Annotated in this window: 13 protein-coding genes and 9 tRNA genes; 16 read left to right on the plus strand and 6 right to left on the minus strand. The window is 58.9% G+C overall.

Annotation, left to right across the window (positions count from 1 at the left end; all coding sequences use genetic code 11):
- Positions 1–54: 54 nt before the first annotated feature.
- From GKN89_RS21605 to nagE, 5 genes are all read right to left on the minus strand, one after another.
- On the minus strand, positions 55–2,712 hold the full coding sequence (locus GKN89_RS21605; RefSeq protein ID WP_154747746.1) for a beta-N-acetylhexosaminidase: 2,658 nt from the start codon (positions 2,710–2,712) through the stop codon (positions 55–57).
- A 13-nt stretch (positions 2,713–2,725) separates the two neighbouring features.
- A complete protein-coding gene (gene chiQ / locus GKN89_RS21610; protein WP_004939944.1) occupies positions 2,726–3,052 on the minus strand; it encodes a ChiQ/YbfN family lipoprotein in 327 nt (108 codons plus the stop codon).
- 46 nt (positions 3,053–3,098) lie between these two features.
- A complete protein-coding gene (locus tag GKN89_RS21615) occupies positions 3,099–4,502 on the minus strand; it encodes an OprD family outer membrane porin (protein ID WP_019454060.1) in 1,404 nt (467 codons plus the stop codon).
- Between the two features lie 576 nt (positions 4,503–5,078).
- Positions 5,079–6,743, minus strand: a complete 1,665-nt coding sequence (gene glnS, locus GKN89_RS21620) for a glutamine--tRNA ligase (protein WP_019454061.1) — start codon at positions 6,741–6,743, stop codon at positions 5,079–5,081.
- A gap of 240 nt (positions 6,744–6,983) precedes the next feature.
- Positions 6,984–9,020, minus strand: a complete 2,037-nt coding sequence (nagE, locus tag GKN89_RS21625) for an N-acetylglucosamine-specific PTS transporter subunit IIBC (protein WP_025160040.1) — start codon at positions 9,018–9,020, stop codon at positions 6,984–6,986.
- Between the two features lie 335 nt (positions 9,021–9,355).
- Between nagE and nagB the strand changes: the two genes are divergently transcribed.
- The 15 genes from nagB to GKN89_RS21700 all read left to right on the plus strand — a co-directional run bounded on the left by nagB (position 9,356) and on the right by GKN89_RS21700 (position 18,137).
- A complete protein-coding gene (gene nagB / locus GKN89_RS21630; protein ID WP_004939952.1) occupies positions 9,356–10,156 on the plus strand; it encodes a glucosamine-6-phosphate deaminase in 801 nt (266 codons plus the stop codon).
- 18 nt (positions 10,157–10,174) lie between these two features.
- Positions 10,175–11,314, plus strand: coding sequence for an N-acetylglucosamine-6-phosphate deacetylase (nagA, locus tag GKN89_RS21635; protein ID WP_154747747.1), 1,140 nt, complete (start codon positions 10,175–10,177; stop codon positions 11,312–11,314).
- Positions 11,315–11,341: 27 nt separating this feature from the next.
- Complete coding sequence (locus tag GKN89_RS21640; protein WP_019454064.1) at positions 11,342–12,562, plus strand: N-acetylglucosamine repressor; 1,221 nt, start codon at positions 11,342–11,344, stop codon at positions 12,560–12,562.
- 67 nt (positions 12,563–12,629) lie between these two features.
- Positions 12,630–13,382, plus strand: coding sequence for an HAD-IIA family hydrolase (locus GKN89_RS21645; RefSeq protein ID WP_019454065.1), 753 nt, complete (start codon positions 12,630–12,632; stop codon positions 13,380–13,382).
- 189 nt (positions 13,383–13,571) lie between these two features.
- Positions 13,572–15,014: a glycosyl hydrolase family 18 protein gene (locus GKN89_RS21650; RefSeq protein WP_063918896.1), complete on the plus strand. Its 1,443-nt coding sequence runs from the start codon at positions 13,572–13,574 to the stop codon at positions 15,012–15,014.
- A gap of 284 nt (positions 15,015–15,298) precedes the next feature.
- Positions 15,299–16,963 carry an asparagine synthase B gene (gene asnB / locus GKN89_RS21655; RefSeq protein ID WP_019454068.1) on the plus strand — a complete coding sequence of 555 codons (1,665 nt, stop codon included), beginning with the start codon at positions 15,299–15,301 and terminating at the stop codon, positions 16,961–16,963.
- Between the two features lie 218 nt (positions 16,964–17,181).
- Positions 17,182–17,258: transfer RNA gene (locus GKN89_RS21660), tRNA-Met, on the plus strand.
- Between the two features lie 16 nt (positions 17,259–17,274).
- Positions 17,275–17,359, plus strand: a tRNA-Leu gene (locus tag GKN89_RS21665).
- A 30-nt stretch (positions 17,360–17,389) separates the two neighbouring features.
- Positions 17,390–17,464 (plus strand) — tRNA-Gln (locus tag GKN89_RS21670).
- Positions 17,465–17,508: 44 nt separating this feature from the next.
- A tRNA-Gln gene (locus tag GKN89_RS21675) sits at positions 17,509–17,583 on the plus strand.
- 44 nt (positions 17,584–17,627) lie between these two features.
- Positions 17,628–17,702 (plus strand) — tRNA-Gln (locus GKN89_RS21680).
- Positions 17,703–17,746: 44 nt separating this feature from the next.
- Positions 17,747–17,821: transfer RNA gene (locus GKN89_RS21685), tRNA-Gln, on the plus strand.
- A 44-nt stretch (positions 17,822–17,865) separates the two neighbouring features.
- Positions 17,866–17,940, plus strand: a tRNA-Gln gene (locus tag GKN89_RS21690).
- Between the two features lie 41 nt (positions 17,941–17,981).
- Positions 17,982–18,058, plus strand: a tRNA-Met gene (locus GKN89_RS21695).
- Between the two features lie 4 nt (positions 18,059–18,062).
- A tRNA-Gln gene (locus GKN89_RS21700) sits at positions 18,063–18,137 on the plus strand.
- A gap of 87 nt (positions 18,138–18,224) precedes the next feature.
- Here the strand turns inward: GKN89_RS21700 and ubiF are convergent.
- Positions 18,225–19,406, minus strand: a complete 1,182-nt coding sequence (gene ubiF, locus GKN89_RS21705; protein WP_154747748.1) for a 3-demethoxyubiquinol 3-hydroxylase — start codon at positions 19,404–19,406, stop codon at positions 18,225–18,227.
- Positions 19,407–19,603: 197 nt separating this feature from the next.
- Between ubiF and miaB the strand changes: the two genes are divergently transcribed.
- On the plus strand, positions 19,604–21,028 hold the full coding sequence (gene miaB, locus GKN89_RS21710; RefSeq protein WP_154747749.1) for a tRNA (N6-isopentenyl adenosine(37)-C2)-methylthiotransferase MiaB: 1,425 nt from the start codon (positions 19,604–19,606) through the stop codon (positions 21,026–21,028).
- Positions 21,029–21,096 lie beyond the last annotated feature (68 nt).

Here is a 21,096-nt window from a genome sequence, read left to right on the forward strand (position 1 = left end):
ATTCCCCCTTCGTTAAGCGGCCCGCCGCCATGACGACAGGCCGATGCGCCGGGCTTAGACCTTCTCGGCGCGGCTGTAACGTTTACCGTCCGGACTGACCGAACGCACCTGCACCTCACCCGATACCGCCGGCTTGGCCTTGGCGTCATAACGCTGCCACTGCTTGCCGCCGTCGGTGGAGTACTCGATGCCCAATCCCGGCAGCGCGATATTCGCCTCCAGCTTGCCGCCCGCTACGCGTGCGCCGGGCACCGGCAGACGATAAGCGACGCCGCCTTTGTCCAGCTTGGCCAGTTCACGCTGGCCCAGGATATTGGCGAAGCGCAGCCAGTCTTTCTCCAGCGCCTTGGTGTCGACAAAGTGGGTCTCCCCGCCTTTGTATTCGCGGCCGGCGCGATAGTCCTGCTCCCAACCGGCGCGGTGCCAGGCGCGTTCGGCCACCGACAGCGCGCGCGGGAAGATCATGTATTCCATCTGCGGATCGGTGCGCTGGGTTTCGCTCCACAGCTGAGCGGACAACCCGTAGGCTCCCGGCCACGGCTTGTCGCTCTTGGCGTTGAAGTGGTTGCCGTCGCGATCGACCGAGGTTTCCGCGTTCTGCGGCATGTTGTCCGGCGCGAAGCTGAACACCTTGCGCTCGTCGCTGAAGCGGGTGCCCCAGTAGTAACCGCGCTCGTCCGGGTTCACCTCGTAAGGGAAGTCCATGTAGACGTAGTCCGGGTTGGAGACCACCACTTCATACCCTTTATTGGCCCAATCGTTGACGCTGTCGAAACCGCCCCAGTACAAGGTATCCCAGAAGTTGACGCCCACGCGCGAGGTGGCGAACGACTTCGCGCTCTCGGCGTCTTTCAGGCCGTCCTGCCAGGCCTGCATTCTGTCGATGCCGTGCGCCTTCACCAGCTTGCTGACCTCCTGGCCGAAGTAGCTCGGCAAGTGCTCCATGTCGGCCACCTTGCCTTCTTTGATCATCGTCTGGCAAACCTGCGACTTGGCCCACGGTTTGTCTTCGTTGCTCTGGTCGATGACGCCTTTACCCGGCTCCGGTTTCGCCTTGTCGGTATAGCCGGCGCCCAGGCGGATGTTTTTCGCCTCGTCGCCGCCGAAGTGCCAGGTTTTGATCGGCTGCCCGGCTTCTTTATGCATCTGGACGATCTCGCCGATCACCTTGTCGACAAAGCGCTGGGAAGAATCCAGGCACGGGTTCAGGTAGCTCTGGCGGTTAAAGAACTGCACGGAGGTGGTATTGGAGGTATCGGTCGGATCCACCAGGCGGAATTCGTTAGCCTCCTGCTCTTTTCCGGCGGCATGCAGCTTTTTATAGCGCGCCTCCATCGACACCACCGCGGCGCGGGCGTGCGCTGGCATGTCGATCTCAGGGATCACTTCAATCTGGCGCGCCTGGGCGTATTTGATGATGTCGATATAGTCCTGACGGCTGAAGAAACCGCCGTAGACGCCCGGCCCCTGGCCGTACTGCGGCAGCAGGCAGGTGGTTTCGCTCAGATCGTGGCAGCGCTGGCCGCCGACTTCCGTCAGCTCAGGCAAACCGGGGATCTCGATACGCCAACCTTCATCATCGCTCAGGTGGAAGTGGAATTTGTTGAGCTTGTAGGCCGCCATCTGATCCAGCAGACGCAACACCGCATCCTTCTTATGGAAGTTGCGCGCCACGTCGAGGAAAATGCCGCGATACTGGAAGCGCGGCGCGTCGCTGGCGTCCAATGTAGCGATCTTGCCGCTGCCGTCGGTCGGCACTAACGACAGGATCGACTGCAACCCATAGAATACCCCGGCCTGATCGAAGCCGATCACCCGCGCCTCTTTTTTGCCGATCTTCAGCTCATAGGCGCCCGGCACCGCCATCGCGCCTTTAAACTTGCCCGGCTGGATATCGGTCTTGATCGGATAGCCGTTGGCCTGAACCGGCACGCCCAGCAGCGCAAAGCGCTGGTTGACGACGTCCGCCGCCGGCTTGACCAGCGTGCTCAGATCCGGCGAGACCCCTTTGCGCAGATCGGCGTCCTGCGCGTGGACCTTCACCTGCATCGGCGTCGGCACGATCTGGCCGCGCAGCGCGCCGGCGGGCAGCGTCTGCAGCTCGGCATTGCTGACAAAGCGCGAAGCCGGCGTCATCAAAATGTTTTTGTCGTCTTTGGTGCGCTTCCACTGATCGCCGGTGAACGGCGCCACGAACTGGTCCAGGTTTTCGGTGTCGGTATTCGCCAGCATTTTCGGTTTGGCGTCGCCGGACGTGGCATACCAGCGCGGCAGGAAGTCATTTCTAAACAGCTGCCAATATTCGGCGACCACCGGGATTTCCACCGCCTTGCCGGCAGGGAAACCGCTGAATTTGGCGGTCGGCTCCAGCTTGTACAGATCGCCGGTGAGGTGGGCTATCTTGAACTGATCGTTATCCACCCGCAGGGTCTGGCGCGGACTGTGGAAATAAATGACCCAGTCCTTGCCGTCGATCGCCTGGCCGTCGTTGCTGAGGGTGAACAACACCCGGTTGCAAGAGGCCCAGTCGGCGCCCAGCGCCGCGCAATCCACGCCGTTTTCGCCGGCGCGGTTATCCAGCATTTTCACGTTCAGCTTCAGCTGGCTCAGTTGATCCACCAGCTGTTGATCGGCCATGGCGTTTCCCATGCCGCCCAGGAATCCCATCGTTGCCGTCAAGGCGGCAAGCGCGCTCAGTTTGAATGCGTTCATGTTCTCGTCCTTCTTAATTATTGTTATCGCGAATTTCTTGCCACAGCTTACCGCACTTGGCGTCGTAAGCCTGACCGTTACCGCTGTGCACCGCCATAATGCAGTTCTGATAATCCATCACCCGCACCGTTTCCTGCGCGGCGAACTGCTGGTGCTGCTTCTCTTGTTTCAACACGTTCAGCACCGCCTTGCAGGGCTGCAGACGCTCCGGCGAACCTTCGGCGGTGTTGATGCAGGCGCTGTAAGCCTGCTTCAATTTGGCGTCTTCCGGCGGCGCGGCGGGTTGCGCGCAGGCGCTCAAGGCCGCGGCGGCCGCCAACATCAGCATGATTTTTTTCATCGTTGAATTCCCTTAACTGCCCCCGGCCGCGAGGCCGGGGAACGCATCAGAAGATGGTGAATGGCGCGATGACCATGAACTTGACGTCTTTCTCGTCCTGGAAGATGTTGCCGTAACCGCCGCCCCAGCTCGGGATGTTGGTGTGGTTGTCATACTGGGTGTAGTGCAGCTTGATCAGCGTGCCCTTGGCGCGCCCTTCCTGGATGGTGTACATCGCGTCCAGGCTCCAGGCGCTCTCTTTCAGGCGCTGGCTCTGATCGTAGATCGGGTTGGTGCTCGGCTTGGCGTCCCAAGCGTAGACATAAGAGCCGCCGACCGCCATGCCCGGCAGGTTCCAGTTGCTGAGGTCATACATCACGCCGGCGTACACCGCTTTCTCGCCGTTGGCGTTAAAGTCGGAGCGGTTGTCCCACCACACGTCCAGCCGACCGTTAGACGAAGCGTAGGTCGGGGTCATGCGCTGCAGGAAGAAGCCCTGATTGCCTTCCGCCTTGACCATGGTGCCTTCCAGACGCCAGTTGAACTGACCGGTGGTGTAACCGAAGGTCAGGGCCTGCAGCCAGGCCAGGCCGTCGTAGATGCTGTTCGGATCGTTCTTGTTGCTGATGCGGTCTTCCGCACCGTAGAACTGGTAACTGGTAGTCAGCGGGTTGCCCAGCACATCGAATTTGTAAGACGCCTTGGTGAAGTACTGATTCACGTAACCCTGGGCCTGGCCGAAAGCGGCTTCCAGCACCAGATCGTTTTTGAAATCGTACTTGGCGCCCAGCGAGTGCAGGTAAGAGACGCGGGTTTTCTTATCGTTCTGACGGAAATCGTCCATCTCGATATGCCACGGCGCTTTGTATTTGTCGGTCCACATGTAGGAGAAGCTCAACGCGCCGGCATCGCCGTAGTCGAACTTGGCGCCGGCCTCGGCGCCCTGATAGGTGCCCGGCATAAAGCTCCAGTGCGGTGCCAGCAGGGTTTGGCCGCTCGGCTGAATGTAGCCGGCGCGCGCCCAGACCGGGCCATATTTGAACTTGGCGGCGGCTTTGTACAGGCTGACGCCGCCTTTGTCACCGGAGTAGTCTTCGTCGTAGGTACGGTTCTTCGAGGAGAACGCGATCTCGTTCGGGTGGCCGCTGGCGCTGGATTCAGCCAGTTCGATGGCGGTGAAGGCGCCGACATCCAGGCCGAACATGTCCCAGGCGTAGCCCGAGGCGAAATCCAGGCTCAGGTTGGCGGTAGAGTGCGACAGGTTGGTGGTGTACTGGTTGTAATCCTTGCTGTCCGGATTGAGATCTTTACGGTCGCGCTCACGTTGCCAGTAATAGATGCCGCCGGTCAGCGTGGAATCATCGATAAACCCTGCGGCTTTCGCCTCAGGCGCCATGGCAAACCCTGTTCCCAACAGCGCGCCCGCGACTGCGAGCGCCAGCGTTTTACGCTGAGCACCGTGCGTACCCATATTGAAATTCCTCTTTGACTTAACTTAAAAGTTGCAGCCGCCTGTGTTCACCACTGCCCTGCACGACTGCCAATAAAAAACCCGAACGGGTAAAAAATATTGCCGACGAGATGTTATTCCCACAGCACTAATTGCTACAGACAGACTATTTTTCGCGACGCGAATTATCAAATGAAAAATGCGGAAGATTTGTCAAAGTATGACAAGGAGCACATATCAGTGATAATTTGTTACGCCAGTGATCATGGAGGGTGTCGAATAAAAAATTCAATTAAATCAGAATAAACACAGATATAAGGTCAACCAGAGACGATTAATGGTTTCAGCCTGAGCTAATTCGTCAGTCAGAAGATAAAATCTGAGAGCGCTCTCTAAATGAAATTAATTCGCATCACGAATATATAAGAAAAAGTTAATACTATTAAGGCCAATATCAAGAAGCTTATTGGTTAACGCGCCGTAATTAATTTAGCGCCCGCTAGAAAATGGGAGAGGAATGGGTTGTTTGCTCAATCGCAGGCATAAAAAAGCGCGGCCTAAGCCGCGCTGATACATTAATTTTCGAGGCGATTAAGATTAGCCTTCGATTTTCGCCCAGGTGTCACGCAGGCCGACAGTGCGGTTAAACACCAAATGTTCGGCCGAAGAGTAACGGCTGTCGGCGCAGAAGTAGCCTTCACGTTCGAACTGATAGGCCTTCTCCGGCTGTGCGGCCGCCAGGCTCGGCTCGACGAAGCCGTGCTTGATCACCAGCGATTCCGGGTTGATGGTGGAGAGGAAATCCTCCGCCGCGCCCGGGTTAGGCACGCTGAACAGGCGATCGTACAGGCGAATTTCCGCCGGCAGCGCGTGCGCCGCAGACACCCAGTGGATCACGCCCTTCACCTTGCGGCCGTCGGCAGGATCCTTGCTCAGCGTTTCCGCATCGTAGCTGCAGAAGATGGTGGTGATCTCGCCCGCTTCGTCTTTCTCGACGCGCTCGGCCTTGATCACGTACGCATTGCGCAGACGCACTTCCTTGCCCAACACCAGACGCTTGTACTGCTTGTTGGCTTCTTCGCGGAAGTCGGCGCGATCGATATAGATCTCGCGGCTGAACGGCACATCACGGCTGCCCATTTCCGGCTTGTTCGGATGGTTTGGCATGGTGACCATTTCCACCGCGTCGCCCATGTTCTCGATAACGATTTTCACCGGATCCAGCACCGCCATGGCGCGCGGCGCGTTTTCGTTCAGATCGTCGCGAATGCAGGATTCCAGCGCCATCATTTCAACGTTGTTGTCTTGCTTGGTCACGCCGATGCGCAGGCAGAACTCGCGAATCGAAGCGGCGGTATAACCGCGACGACGCAGCCCGGAAACGGTCGGCATGCGCGGGTCATCCCAGCCTTCGACGATCTTCTCGGCCACCAGCTGGTGCAGCTTGCGCTTCGACATGATGGCGTATTCGAGGTTCAGACGCGAAAACTCGTACTGACGCGGGTGGCAAGGAATGGTGATGTTATCCAGCACCCAGTCATACAGACGGCGGTTATCCTGGAATTCCAGGGTGCACAGCGAATGGGTGATCCCTTCCAGCGCATCGGAAATGCAGTGGGTGAAATCGTACATCGGGTAGATGCACCATTTGTTGCCGGTCTGGTGGTGTTCGGCGAACTTGATGCGGTACAGCACCGGATCGCGCATCACGATAAACGGCGAAGCCATATCGATCTTGGCGCGCAGGCAGGCGGCGCCCTCGGCGAACTCGCCGTTGCGCATCTTCTCGAACAGCGCCAGGTTCTCTTCCACGCTGCGGCCGCGGTACGGGCTGTCTTTGCCCGGCGCGGTCAGGGTGCCGCGATATTCACGGATCTGCTCCGGCGACAGTTCGTCGACGTAAGCCAGGCCCTTGGTGATCAGTTCAACCGCATACTGGTGCAGCTGATCAAAATAGTCTGAGGAGTAACGAACGTTGCCGCTCCACTCAAAGCCCAGCCACTCCACGTCATGCTTGATTGACTCCACGAACTCGATGTCTTCTTTCACCGGGTTGGTGTCATCGAAGCGAAGATTGCACTGGCCCTGATAGTCCTTGGCGATGCCGAAGTTCAGGCAGATGGACTTGGCGTGACCGATATGCAGGTAGCCGTTAGGCTCCGGCGGGAAGCGGGTATGAACCGACGTGTGTTTCCCCGACGCCAGATCTTCATCGACGATCTGACGGATAAAATTGGTTGGGCGGGCTTCAGCCTCACTCATTTCACTGTTCCTCAATGCAAAGCGCTACACATAACCGCCTATGATCCAACAAGCCACGTCTGGAAACAACCGTTTGTTTCACGAAAAATGCGGCGCATTGCACCATCGACGCGCAGCGCACCGTCGTGGGGCGAAACGGGATAAAAAAAGCGGGAAGAGATCGCTCTCTTCCCGCCAAGTCGGGGCAAACTCCGCCATGATGCGTGACCGGCCCCAGGTACTACTCAGGTAAAAACAGCCTTATTTCTGGATCTCGTACAGCTTGGTCTGACCGGCGACCACCGAGCCGCTGGCCAGTGCCGCCAGGCCGGCGTAGTCGTCAGAGTTGCTGACCACCACCGGGCTTATCATCGAACGTGCGTTGGCGTTCAGATAATCCAGATCCAGTTCCAGAATCGGTTGACCGGCTTTCACTTCCGCGCCCTCTTCCACCAAGCGTTTGAAGCCCTGGCCTTCCAGCGCGACGGTGTCGATCCCCATGTGCACCACGATCTCGGCGCCCTTGTCGGTTTCCAGGCAGAATGCGTGGTTGGTGTTGAAGATTTTCACCACGGTGCCGTCAGCCGGCGCCACGACGATGCTATCGGTCGGGCGAATTGCCAGGCCGTCGCCCACCGCCTTGCTGGCGAAGGCTTCGTCCGGCACCTGATCGAGCGCCACCACTTCACCGGTTACCGGTGCCACCAGCGTTTCAAACGCGGCTTTCGGCGCGTTCGGCACCGCCTGCGGTTTGGCTTCCGCTGCAGGCGCAGCCGCCGGAGCCGCCGCTGCCGCTACCGGGCCGGCCGCGATCACGTTGCGCATCGCGCTGGCGATAAGTTCGGCACGAGTGCCGACGATCACTTGCACGCTTTGCTTGTTCAGGCGGATAACGCCGGATGCGCCGAGGCGTTTCGCCAATGCGTCATTCACCAGCGCGGAGTCTTTCACGTTCAGGCGCAGACGGGTGATGCAGGCATCGATGCCGGTCAGGTTGTCGGAACCGCCGATCGCGCCGACGTAACGGCGGGCGAGCGTGGTGGTTTCGTTCTCGTCTTTACCGGCGTTGCTGTCGACGTTGACGTCGTAGCCGTCGGTTTCGTCACCGGCAACCGCCAGTTCGCGGCCCGGGGTCATCAGGTTGAACTTATTGATGGTGAAGCGGAACACCACATAGTAGATAACGAAGAACACCAGGCCTTGCGGGATCAGCATGTACCAGTGGGTCGCCAGCGGGTTGCGGGACGACAACACCATATCCACCAGCCCGGCGCTGAAGCCGAAACCGGCGATCCAGTGCATGCTGGCAGCGATGAACACCGAGATACCGGTCAGCACGGCGTGGATTACGTACAGCACCGGCGCCACGAACATGAAGGAGAATTCCAGCGGTTCGGTGATACCGGTAAAGAAGGCGGCGAAAGCGGCCGCCAGCATGATGCCCGCCACTTTGGCTTTGTTCTCAGGACGCGCGCAGTGATAAATGGCCAGCGCCGCACCCGGCAGACCGAACATCATGATTGGGAAGAAGCCCGCCTGATAACGGCCGGTGATGCCTACAACCGCTTTACCGGCTTCGATCGACTGCTGGCCGCCGAGGAAGTTAGGGATATCGTTGATGCCGGCCACGTCGAACCAGAACACCGAGTTCAGCGCGTGGTGCAGGCCAACCGGAATCAGCAGGCGGTTGAAGAAGGCATAGATGCCCGCGCCGACCGAGCCCATTTTCTGGATGTGTTCACCGAAGTTCACCAGACCGTTGAAGATCACCGGCCAGATGTACATCAGAATGAAAGCGACCAGGATCATCAGGAAGGAGATGAGGATCGGCACCAGGCGGCGGCCGCTGAAGAACGACAGCGCCTTAGGCAGCTCGACGCCGCTGAAGCGGTTGTACACTTCGGCGGAGATGATACCCACCAGAATACCGACGAACTGGTTCTGGATTTTGCCGAACGCGGCAGGCACCTGATCCAGCGGGATCTTCTGAATCATCGACACGGCGGCCGGTGAACAGAGGGTGGTCAGCACCAGGAAGCCTACGAAGCCGGTCAACGCGGCGGCGCCGTCCTTGTCTTTGGACATGCCGTAGGCCACGCCGATAGCGAACAGCACCGACATGTTGTCGATGATAGCGGAGCCGGATTTAATGAAGAAAGCAGCGAGCGCGTTGTCGCCGCCCCAACCAACAGGGTCAATCCAGTACCCGACGCCCATCAAGATGGCGGCGGCGGGCAGCGTGGCGACCGGCACCATCAGCGCCCGTCCCACCTTTTGCAAATAACTAAGAATGTTCACCTTTTCCCCCTATGTTGTCCGCGGACGGACCCTATTAGTAGTTTATTTGGAGCTCTCACTACCTTTTTAGAAACAACGCATGGCACGTATCACTCATGCCGAGTGTAAAAAATTTATTTTGTATCGCAAATTAAAACCTCCCTTTTTGTGATAAATATCACCAAAAAGTAGTCTTTACCTCCCAGATTGCTGGCCATCACACAAAACTTATTTTATCATTCAAAAAAATCAACCGGACGGACGATTCACGCGAGAATCATAAAGCTGGGTTACGCTTACGACTCCCGCAGGCCCGTACAGTATAGCTTTAGTTTACTTATCCCAAGAGGTGTTAGATGAGACTTATCCCACTGAAAGATACCGCACAAGTCGGCAAATGGGCCGCGCGTCATATCGTTCAACGCATCAACGCATTCAAGCCAACCGCAGAGCGCCCGTTTGTGCTCGGCCTGCCTACCGGCGGCACGCCGCTGGAAGCCTACAAACATCTGATTGCGATGCACAAAGCAGGTGAAGTAAGCTTTAAGCATGTTGTGACTTTCAACATGGACGAGTACGTTGGCCTGCCGCAGGAACACCCGGAAAGCTATCACACCTTCATGTACCGCAACTTCTTTGACCACGTTGATATTCCTCGTGAGAACATCAACCTGCTGAACGGCAACGCCGCGGATGTCGACGCCGAGTGCCGCCAGTACGAAGAGAAGATCAAGTCTTACGGCAAAATTAACCTGTTCATGGGCGGCGTGGGCATCGACGGCCACATCGCGTTCAACGAACCGGCTTCGTCCCTGGCTTCGCGCACCCGCATCAAAACGCTGACCGAAGACACCCGCATCGCCAACTCGCGCTTCTTCGGCGGCGACGTCAGCCTGGTGCCGAAATATGCGCTGACCGTCGGCGTGGGCACGCTGCTGGACGCGGAAGAAGTGATGATCCTGGTGACCGGCCACGCCAAGGCGCAGGCGCTGGAAGCCGCAGTGGAAGGCAACATCAACCACATGTGGACCATCAGCTGCCTGCAGCTGCACGCCAAAGCAGTGGTGGTGTGCGACGAACCGGCCACCATGGAGCTGAAAGTCAAAACCGTCAAATACTTCCGCGAGTTAGAAGCGGAAAGCGTTAAAAGTCTTTAATCTTTGCAGGGGGCTACGATGTTCGCTTTAACCCACGGCCGAATCTATACCGGCCACGACGTACTTGATGACCATGCAGTCATTATCGCTGATGGGCTGATCGAGAGAGTCTGCCCGGCGGCTGAATTGCCCGCCGGCATCGAAACGCGCGACCTGGGTGGCGCCATCCTGGCCCCCGGGCTTATCGACGTGCAGCTGAACGGCTGCGGCGGCGTACAGTTCAACGATTCGCTGGAAGCGATTTCGGAGGAAACGCTGGAGATCATGCAGCGCGCCAACGAGAAATCCGGCTGCACCAGCTATCTGCCGACGCTGATCACCAGCAGCGACGAATTCATGAAGCACAGCGTCGACGTGATGCGCGCTTATCTGAAAAAGCACCAAAACCAGGCGCTGGGCCTGCACCTGGAAGGGCCGTATCTCAGCCCGGTGAAAAAAGGCACCCATAACCCGGCGTTCATTCGCAAGCCAACTCAGGAAATGATCGATTACCTGTGTGCCAACGCCGACGTGATCACCAAGGTGACGCTGGCGCCGGAAATGGTTGAGCCGCACTTTATCAAGCAGCTGACCGAGGCCGGCATCGTGGTCTCCGCCGGCCACTCTAACGCCACCTACGATCAGGCGCGCACCGGCTTCGCCGCCGGCATCAGCTTCGCCACCCACCTGTACAACGCCATGCCGTATATCACCGGCCGCGAACCGGGGCTGATGGGCGCGATCTTCGATACGCCGGAGGTCTATACCGGCATCATCGCCGACGGCCATCACGTGGCTTGGGCGAGTATCCGTAACGCCAAACGCCTGAAAGGTGATAAATTGGTGCTGGTCACCGACGCGACCGCGCCGGCGGGTGCAGATATTGACCAATTTATTTTCGCCGGTAAAACAATATACTATCGGGACGGGCTGTGCGTGGATGAGAACGGTACCCTGAGCGGTTCCGCACTGACCATGATCGAAGCGGTGCAAAACAGCGTCGAGCATATCGGCATCGCGCTGGACGAAGCGCTGCGCATGGCGACGCTGTACCCGGCGCGCGCCATCGGCGTCGAGCACTGTCTGGGCACCATCGAAGCCGGCAAGGTGGCTAACCTGACCGCCTTCACCCGTGATTTCAAGATCACCAAAACGCTCGTTAACGGTAACGAGGTTTAATTCAATGAACAGCGAGTAACATTATTGATGAGCACTGGCGGACAAGCACAAATAGGGAACGTTGACTTAGTCAAACAACTTAACGGCGCGGCAGTTTACCGCCTGATCGACCAGCAGGGCCCGATCTCGCGCATTCAAATTGCCGAACTCAGCCAGCTTGCCCCCGCCAGCGTCACCAAAATTACTCGCCAGCTGCTGGAGCGCGGGCTGATCAAAGAAGTCGATCAGCAAGCCTCCACCGGCGGCCGCCGCGCGATCTCCATCGTGTCGGAAACCCGTCATTTCCATACCGTCGCGGTGCGTCTCGGCCGTCACGATGCCACCATCACCCTGTATGACATGAGCGGTAAATCGCTCAGCGAAGAACACTATCCGCTGCCGGAACGCACCCAGGAAACGCTGGAGAATGCGCTGTTCGCTGCCATCGCCCAATTCATCGACGCTAACCAGCGCCGCCTGCGCGAGCTGATCGCCATCGCGGTGATCCTGCCTGGCCTGGTGGATCCGGCGCTGGGCGTGGTGCGCTACATGCCGCACATCAGCGTCAGCAACTGGGCGCTGGTGGATAATCTGCAGCAGCGCTTCAACGTCACCAGCTTCGTCGGCCACGACATCCGCAGCCTGGCGCTGGCGGAGCACTACTTCGGTGCCACCCGCGACTGCGAAGACTCGATTCTGGTGCGCCTGCACCGCGGCACCGGCGCCGGCATCATCGTCAACGGGCAGATTTTTCTCGGCAACAACGGCAACGTCGGCGAGATCGGCCATATCCAAATCGATCCGCTGGGTGAACGCTGCCACTGCGGCAACTTCGGCTGCCTGGAAACGGTGGCCGCCAACGCGGCGATCGAACAGCGCGTGCGCCAGCTGTTGAGCCAGGGCTACCCGAGCAAACTGACGCTGGAAGACTGCGGCATCAACGCCATCTGCAAGGCCGCCAACCGCGGCGATCTGCTGGCCAGCGAAGTGATCGAACACGTCGGCCGCTATCTGGGCAAGGCGGTGGCCATCGCCATCAACCTGTTCAATCCGCAGAAGGTGGTGATCGCCGGTGAGATCACCGAAGCGGACAAGGTGCTGCTGCCGGCCATACAGAGCTGCATCAATACCCAGGTGCTGAAGGACTTCCGCAAAAACTTGCCGGTCGTGACCTCCGAACTCAATCATCGCTCGGCGATCGGCGCTTTCGCCCTGGCCAAACGCGCGATGCTCAACGGCGTGCTCTTGCAGCGATTGCTGGAAAGCTGATCCGCCGCTTCTGGCAGGTGTGTTATCGTCACCCCTTGCCTGCCGTAATCATGAGAAACAGCGACAAATGAAAATCAAAAACGTTATATGCGATATCGACGGCGTGCTGCTGCATGACAATACGCCGGTACCCGGCGCCGACCTGTTCCTGGCGCGCATCCAGGAACAAGGCATGCCGCTGGTGGTGCTGACCAACTATCCGTCGCAAACCGCGCAGGATCTGGCGAACCGCTTCGCCTCCGCCGGGCTGGAAGTGCCGGAGAGCGCGTTCTACACCTCGGCGATGGCCACCGCCGATTTCCTGCGCCGTCAGGAAGGCAAAAAGGCCTACGTGGTCGGCGAAGGCGCCCTGATCCATGAGCTGTACAAAGCCGGCTTCACCATCACCGACATCAACCCGGACTTCGTGATCGTCGGGGAAACCCGCTCTTACAACTGGGAAATGATGCACAAAGCCGCCTACTTCGTCAGCAACGGCGCGCGCTTTATCGCCACCAACCCGGATAGCCATGGCCACGGCTTCTCGCCGGCCTGCGGCGCGCTGTGCGCCCCCATCGAGAAGATCACCGGCCGTAAACCGTTTTACGTCGGCAAGCCCAGCCCGTGGATCATTCGCGCCGCATTGAACAAAATGCAGGCGCACTCGGAAGAGACGGTGATCGTCGGCGACAACCTGCGCACCGATATTCTGGCAGGCTTCCAGGCCGGCCTGGAAACCGTGCTGGTGTTGTCCGGCGTCTCCACGCTGAGCGACATCGAAACCATGCCGTTCCGCCCGAGCTACGTCTACCCTTCCGTCGCCGATATTACCCTTTTCTGATACGGCTATGGCGGCTGCCCGGCCGCCATTATTTCCCTCTTTTTATCGCCAGCGTGAATTTAATTCGCGCATGACCGTAAAAGGTTTCAGCCTGCCTGCGTTAAAAATCCTCATTATAACTTTACGCCCCGCCAATAAAGGATATTGCCGGCGAGCGGAAAACCCTTACCCCTGATTAATGAGGCTACCATGAGCACAAATAACAGTATTAATGCCCTCGCCGCCGATGACGCGGCCACTATGCCGACGATCGCCAATAAAAAAATCCTGATGGGTTTCTGGCACAACTGGGCCGCCGGCGCCAGTGACGGCTATCAGCAGGGCCAGTTCGCCAATATGAACCTGACCGACATTCCCGCCGAGTACAACGTGGTGGCCGTCGCCTTTATGAAAGGCCAGGGTATCCCGACCTTCAAGCCTTACAACCTGTCCGACGCCGAGTTCCGCCGCCAGGTGGGCGTGCTGAACAGCCAGGGCCGCGCGGTGCTGATCTCCCTCGGCGGCGCAGACGCGCACATCGAGCTGAAGGCCGGCGACGAAGACAAGCTGAAAGACGAGATTATTCGCCTGGTAGAAGTCTATGGCTTCGACGGTCTGGATATCGATCTGGAACAGGCGGCGATCGGCGCCGCCAATAATAAAACCGTCTTGCCTGCGGCGTTGAAAAAAGTAAAAGACTATTACGCCGCGCAGGGAAAAAACTTTATTATCAGCATGGCGCCGGAATTCCCGTATTTACGCACTAACGGCACCTATCTGGATTATATCAACGCCCTTGAAGGCTATTACGACTTTATCGCGCCACAATATTACAACCAGGGCGGCGACGGTATTTGGGTCGATGAACTCAACGCCTGGATCACGCAGAATAATGACGCCATGAAAGAGGACTTCCTCTACTATCTGACGGAAAGCCTGGTCACCGGCACCCGCGGCTATGCGAAGATCCCGGCAGCGAAATTCGTCATCGGCCTGCCGAGCAACAACGACGCCGCCGCTACCGGCTACGTGGTCAACAAACAGGCGGTGTATAACGCCTTCTCGCGTCTCGACGCCAAAAACCTGTCGATCAAGGGTCTGATGACCTGGTCAATCAACTGGGACAACGGCAAGAGCAAAGCCGGCGTAGCCTACAATTGGGAGTTCAAAACCCGCTATGCGCCGCTGATTCAGGGTGGCGTTACCCCGCCGCCGGGAAAGCCTAATGCGCCGACGGCGCTGACGGTCTCCGAACTGGGCGCCACTTCGCTGAAACTGAGCTGGGCCGCCGCCACCGGCGCTTTCCCGATCGCCAGCTACACCGTCTATCGCAACGGCAACCCGATCGGCCAGACCGCCGGCCTGTCGCTGGCCGACAGCGGCCTGACCCCGGCCACCCAATACAGCTACTTCGTTACCGCCACCGATACCCAGGGCAATACCTCGCTGCCCAGCAGCGCGTTGGCGGTCAAAACCGCCAACGACGGAACGCCGCCCGATCCGGGCGCGCCCGAGTGGCAGAACAGCCACAGCTATAAAGCCGGCGATGTGGTGAGCTATAAAGGCAAGAAATACACCTGCATTCAGGCGCACACCTCAAACGTCGCCTGGACGCCGGACGTCGCCTTCACCCTGTGGCAACTCATCGCCTAATCGCTAATCGATTGCCGGTCGCACTGGCCGGCAATCCTGCTATCGCGTTAAAAATTGCATAATCGATAATTTTTAACGCCGATAACTGAAAATCCGTCAAAAACCATCGCCACACAAACAACTATTTCTCAGCGTAGGGCTAAAACGCTTGCATCTCCTGCAGCTTTAGGCGCATTTTCATAACCACAGCGCAGCAAAACCGCGTTATCGCTAATGAATCGGCAATGCTGCCCATAACAGTAAAAAACAACATCACAGTCATAAAAGCCCGTTAGGAGAGTTGTATGTGTTCTATTTTCGGTGTGCTCGATCTGAAGTCCGATCCCGTTGAACTGCGCAAGAAAGCGCTGGAACTGTCGCGCCTGATGCGCCATCGCGGCCCGGATTGGTCCGGCGTTTACGCCAGCGATAAAGCCATTCTGGCTCACGAACGCCTGTCGATCGTCGACGTCAACAACGGCGCTCAACCGCTGTACAACGCTGCGCACACCCACGTTTTGGCGGTCAACGGCGAAATTTACAACCATCAGGCGCTGCGCCAGCAGCTGAGCGAGCGCTATGCTTTCCAGACCGGCTCCGACTGTGAAGTGATCCTGGCGCTGTATCAGGAGAAGGGCCCGGACTTCCTCGACGATCTGCAAGGCATGTTCGCCTTCGCCCTGTATGACACCGAGAAAGACGCCTACCTGATCGGCCGCGATCATCTGGGCATCATCCCGCTGTATATGGGCCACGACGAGCACGGCAACCTGTACGTCGCCTCGGAAATGAAAGCGCTGGTGCCGGTATGCCGCACCATCAAGGAATTCCCGGCCGGCAGCTACCTGTGGAGCCAGGACGGGGAGATTCGTGAATACTATCGCCGCGACTGGTTCGATTACGACAGCGTCAAGGACAATGTGACCGACGCCGCCGCCCTGCGCACCGCGCTGGAAGAGTCGGTGAAAAGCCACCTGATGTCCGACGTGCCTTACGGCGTGCTGCTGTCGGGCGGGCTGGATTCCTCGGTCATCTCGGCGATCACCAAGAAGTACGCCGCGCGCCGCGTGGAAGATCAGGAACGCAGCGAGGCCTGGTGGCCGCAGCTGCACTCCTTCGCCGTCGGCCTGGAGGGCTCGCCGGATCTGCGCGCCGCGCAGGAGGTGGCCAACCATCTGGGCACCGTGCACCATGAAATCCACTTCACCGTGCAGGAAGGCCTGGATGCCATCCGCGACGTGATTTATCACATCGAAACCTACGACGTCACCACCATTCGCGCATCGACGCCAATGTACCTGATGTCGCGCAAAATCAAGGCGATGGGCATCAAGATGGTGCTGTCCGGCGAAGGCGCGGACGAAGTGTTCGGCGGCTACCTTTACTTCCATAAGGCGCCGGACGCCCGCGAATTCCACGAAGAAACCGTGCGCAAACTGCTGGCGCTGCATATGTTCGACTGTGCGCGTGCCAACAAGGCGATGTCCGCCTGGGGCGTTGAAGCCCGCGTGCCATTCCTGGACAAGAAATTCCTCGACGTGGCGATGCGCATTAACCCGAAAGATAAAATGTGCGGCAACGGCAAAATGGAAAAGCACATCGTCCGCGAATGTTTCGAGTCCTATTTGCCGGCCAGCGTGGCCTGGCGCCAGAAAGAGCAGTTCTCCGACGGCGTCGGCTACAGCTGGATCGACACGCTAAAAGAGGTCGCTGCGCAGCAAATTAGCGATCAACAGCTCGAAACCGCGCGTTTCCGCTTCCCGTACAACACGCCGACCTCGAAAGAAGGCTACCTGTACCGCGAAATCTTCGAGGAGCTGTTCCCGCTGCCGAGCGCCGCCGAATGCGTACCGGGCGGCCCATCCGTCGCCTGCTCGTCCGCCAAGGCCATCGAATGGGATGAATCGTTCAAGAAGATGGACGATCCTTCCGGCCGCGCCGTCGGCGTGCACCAGGCCGCCTATAAATAATCGCGCGGCATTCTCCCCGGGGCGGGCCTTTTGGCCCGCCTTTTTGTTGCCTTTTCCGCCCGCCAACTGCCTGAATTGCCGATTTTATCGCCATAATGTTCACAACCCAGACAAACGGCGCTTCCGGGCGCTTTTTCGGGAAAAAACTTGTTGACGCAAATCGGTCATATACGCATAATGCGCCCCGCAACGCCGATGAAGGCAAAGCAAAAAAAGAGGGCTACGTAGCTCAGCTGGTTAGAGCACATCACTCATAATGATGGGGTCACAGGTTCGAATCCCGTCGTAGCCACCATCTCTTTTTTGCATTTGCGGGAGTGGCGAAATTGGTAGACGCACCAGATTTAGGTTCTGGCGCCGCAAGGTGTGCGAGTTCAAGTCTCGCCTCCCGCACCATTTCTCTTCATCGTCGGCGCAGTATGTTGATGGGGTATCGCCAAGCGGTAAGGCACCGGTTTTTGATACCGGCAGTCCCTGGTTCGAATCCGGGTACCCCAGCCATAATCTTACGGGAATGGGGTTTCTACATAAGATTTGTTTGCTGGTGGGGTATCGCCAAGCGGTAAGGCACCGGTTTTTGATACCGGCAGTCCCTGGTTCGAATCCAGGTACCCCAGCCATATTCTTTCGGGAATGGGGTTTCAACATAAGATTTGTTTGCAGGTGGGGTATCGCCAAGCGGTAAGGCACCGGTTTTTGATACCGGCATTCCCTGGTTCGAATCCAGGTACCCCAGCCATATTCTTTCGGGAATGGGGTTTCAACATAAGATTTGTTTGCAGGTGGGGTATCGCCAAGCGGTAAGGCACCGGTTTTTGATACCGGCATTCCCTGGTTCGAATCCAGGTACCCCAGCCATATTCTTTCGGGAATGGGGTTTCAACATAAGATTTGTTTGCAGGTGGGGTATCGCCAAGCGGTAAGGCACCGGTTTTTGATACCGGCATTCCCTGGTTCGAATCCAGGTACCCCAGCCATAACAAACTGCTTGCAAATCAAAGAAGTAAAAAGTAACATCGGCTACGTAGCTCAGCTGGTTAGAGCACATCACTCATAATGATGGGGTCACAGGTTCAAATCCCGTCGTAGCCACCATAATTGGGGTGTCGCCAAGCGGTAAGGCTCTGGTTTCTGATACCAGCATACCCAGGTTCGAATCCTGGCACCCCAGCCATATTTAGAAAAGCCCGCTTCGGCGGGCTTTTTGCTGTCTGGCGTTCAGCCAAGCCTAACGGGCTCAGCCGCCGCTGAGCCCTGCCGGTTACAATCCCAAGGCGTATTTCAACGCATGCTCTTTCAGCTTGCCCGCCCGCTGCGCGGCCATCAGCGCCAAATTGCGCGCCACGTTCAGCGGCGCCAGGTTATTGCTGAAGGCGGTATAAAACAGATCCATGCCGCTCTGCATCAGCAGATTGTCGGTACGGCGGCGGCGCTGATAGCGCAGCAGCACTGCCTCGCTGCTCCAGTCCTCTCCCTGCTCCCGCGCCTCGCTCAATACGTTCAGCAAGGCATCCACGTCGCGATACCCCAGATTGACGCCCTGCCCGGCCAGCGGATTGATGGTATGCGCCGCATCCCCCAACAGCGCCAGCCCCGGCAGCACGTAACGCTGCGCATGGCGGCGCGTCAGCGGGAACGATCCGGCGGCGTGCACCTTGACCGGCCCCAGCCGCGGCGGGAAGGCGGCGGCGATCTCACGCTCCAGCTGCGCCGGCGGCATCGCCTGCAGTTGGCGAATGCGCTGCGGGCTGTCATACCACACCAGCGACGCCCAGCTGTCGTACAGCGGCAGGAAGGCGCGCGGCCCGGACGGGAAGAAGCGCTGCCAGGTCACATCCTGCTGCGGCGCGCCGGTATCGACGGTGATCAACATGCACGCCTGGCGATACTGCCAGCCGTTGGTGCCGATCGCCGCCAGCTTGCGCACCTGCGAGTTGGCGCCGTCGGCGCCGACAACCAGGCGCGCCTGCAGCGTTTCACCGCTATCCAGCGTCAGCTGCCACGCCTTGTCCGCCCGCTGCAACGATTGCAGCCTGGCGGGGCACAGCAGCGTCAAATTGGCGCACTGCGCGAACTGCTGCCACAGCGCCAGCTGCAGAATGCGGTTTTCCACCATGAAGCCCAGCTCCGGCAGCCCCAGTGACAGCGCATCGAACGCCACCCGCGACGATTCCCATTCCCAGGTCTCCAGCCGGCGATACGGCGCCGTGCGCATCGCCGTCACTGCGGGCCAGGCGCCAAGCTGTTTCAGCAGCCCCACCGAGGTGCAGCCGATAGCGGAAATGCGCAGGTCCGGCGGGCTTTGCGCCTCGAACGCCTGCGGCGCCTGATGTTCCAGCAACGCCACCGACCAGCCCGCCTGCGCCAGCCCGAGAGCCGCCGCCGCGCCGACCATGCCGCCGCCCACCACCACCGCGTCATACCGATTTTGAGATGTCTTCATATTGGCTATGTTTTCTGTGTGAATGCTCGCCATCCCACCCGGCATGGCGTTTTGCGCAGTGTACCGGATTTTCGCTTCGGCTTCAGGTTGCGTGCCATTTTCCCCCGCGCTGGTCACAACGGCGGCAAATGATTACAATACGCGCCCTGCATGTCGCGTAACGCAACTTTCGCTCCGCACTGAGTAATGGCAAGTCAATGACGAAAAAACTACATATCAAAACCTGGGGCTGCCAGATGAATGAGTACGATTCATCGAAAATGGCCGACCTGTTGAACAGCACGCACGGCTTCGAGTGGACCGAAAACGCCGAAGAAGCGGACGTGCTGTTGCTGAACACCTGCTCGATCCGCGAAAAAGCGCAGGAGAAAGTTTTCGCCATGCTGGGGCGCTGGCGCTTGCTGAAAGAGAAGAACCCGTCGGTGATCATCGGCGTCGGCGGTTGCGTGGCCTCGCAAGAAGGCGAACTTATCCGCAGCCGCGCGCCTTGCGTCGACGTGGTATTCGGCCCGCAGACCCTGCACCGCCTGCCGGAAATGATCAACCACGTCCAGGGCACCCGCAGCCCGGTGGTCGACATCAGTTTCCCGGAGATCGAAAAATTCGACCGTCTGCCGGAACCGCGCGCCGAAGGCCCGACCGCCTTCGTGTCTATCATGGAAGGCTGCAACAAATACTGTACCTTCTGCGTGGTGCCTTACACCCGCGGCGAGGAAGTGAGCCGCCCGAGCGACGACGTGCTGTTCGAAATCGCCCAGCTGGCGGCGCAGGGCGTGCGCGAAGTCAACCTGCTCGGCCAAAACGTCAACGCTTACCGCGGCGCCACGCATGACGGCGAGATCTGCTCGTTCGCCGAACTGCTGCGCCTGGTGGCGGCCATCGACGGCATCGATCGCATTCGCTTCACCACCAGCCACCCGATCGAGTTCACCGACGACATCATCGCGGTGTACGAAGACACGCCGGAGCTGGTCAGCTTCCTGCACCTGCCGGTGCAGAGCGGTTCGGATCGCATCCTGACCATGATGAAACGCGCCCACACCGCGCTGGAGTACAAGGCGATTATCCGCAAGCTGCGCAAGGCGCGGCCGGCCATTCAGCTCAGCTCCGATTTCATCGTCGGTTTCCCGGGCGAGAGCCAGGCCGACTTCGAACAGACCATGAATCTGATCGCCGACGTCAACTTCGACGTCAGCTTCAGCTTCATCTATTCGTCGCGCCCGGGCACCCCGGCGGCGGACATGGCCGACGACGTCAGCGAAGAAGAGAAAAAACAGCGGCTGTACATTCTGCAGGATCGCATCAACCAGCAGGCGCTGCAGTTCAGCCGCCGCATGCTCGGCACCGTGCAGCGCATTCTGGTGGAAGGCACCTCGCGCAAAAGTGTGATGGAGCTGGCCGGGCGCACCGAATGCAACCGTGTGGTAAACTTCGAAGGCACGCCCGACATGATCGGCCAGTTTGTCGACGTGGAAATTACCGAGGTGCTGACCAACACCCTGCGTGGCGCAGTGGTGCGCACCGAGCAGCAGATGGATCTGCGCGTACATGAATCCCCGCAGTCGGTGATCGCCCGTACCCGCAAAGAAAACGCGCTGGGCGTCGGCATTTACCAGCCCTGACGCCGCGGCGGCTCGCCTTATCGCCGCCCATTCGCGCTACTCCTTACCGTTTCTCCGCCGGGCGCCCG

The sequence above is a fragment of the Serratia sp. YC16 genome, assembly GCF_009707615.1.
Classification (GTDB): Bacteria; Pseudomonadota; Gammaproteobacteria; order Enterobacterales; family Enterobacteriaceae; genus Serratia; species Serratia surfactantfaciens.

What these genes read in the sequence shown, in the direction of transcription:
- miaB (WP_154747749.1), top strand. Translation starts at nt 19,604, where the DNA reads ATGACGAAAAAACTACATATCAAAACCTGGGGCTGCCAGATGAATGAG.
- GKN89_RS21650 (WP_063918896.1), top strand. Translation starts at nt 13,572, where the DNA reads ATGAGCACAAATAACAGTATTAATGCCCTCGCCGCCGATGACGCGGCC.
- chiQ (WP_004939944.1), bottom strand. Translation starts at nt 3,052, where the DNA reads ATGAAAAAAATCATGCTGATGTTGGCGGCCGCCGCGGCCTTGAGCGCC.
- nagB (WP_004939952.1), top strand. Translation starts at nt 9,356, where the DNA reads ATGAGACTTATCCCACTGAAAGATACCGCACAAGTCGGCAAATGGGCC.
- glnS (WP_019454061.1), bottom strand. Translation starts at nt 6,743, where the DNA reads ATGAGTGAGGCTGAAGCCCGCCCAACCAATTTTATCCGTCAGATCGTC.
- GKN89_RS21615 (WP_019454060.1), bottom strand. Translation starts at nt 4,502, where the DNA reads ATGGGTACGCACGGTGCTCAGCGTAAAACGCTGGCGCTCGCAGTCGCG.
- GKN89_RS21645 (WP_019454065.1), top strand. Translation starts at nt 12,630, where the DNA reads ATGAAAATCAAAAACGTTATATGCGATATCGACGGCGTGCTGCTGCAT.
- nagA (WP_154747747.1), top strand. Translation starts at nt 10,175, where the DNA reads ATGTTCGCTTTAACCCACGGCCGAATCTATACCGGCCACGACGTACTT.
- ubiF (WP_154747748.1), bottom strand. Translation starts at nt 19,406, where the DNA reads ATGAAGACATCTCAAAATCGGTATGACGCGGTGGTGGTGGGCGGCGGC.
- GKN89_RS21640 (WP_019454064.1), top strand. Translation starts at nt 11,342, where the DNA reads ATGAGCACTGGCGGACAAGCACAAATAGGGAACGTTGACTTAGTCAAA.
- GKN89_RS21605 (WP_154747746.1), bottom strand. Translation starts at nt 2,712, where the DNA reads ATGAACGCATTCAAACTGAGCGCGCTTGCCGCCTTGACGGCAACGATG.
- asnB (WP_019454068.1), top strand. Translation starts at nt 15,299, where the DNA reads ATGTGTTCTATTTTCGGTGTGCTCGATCTGAAGTCCGATCCCGTTGAA.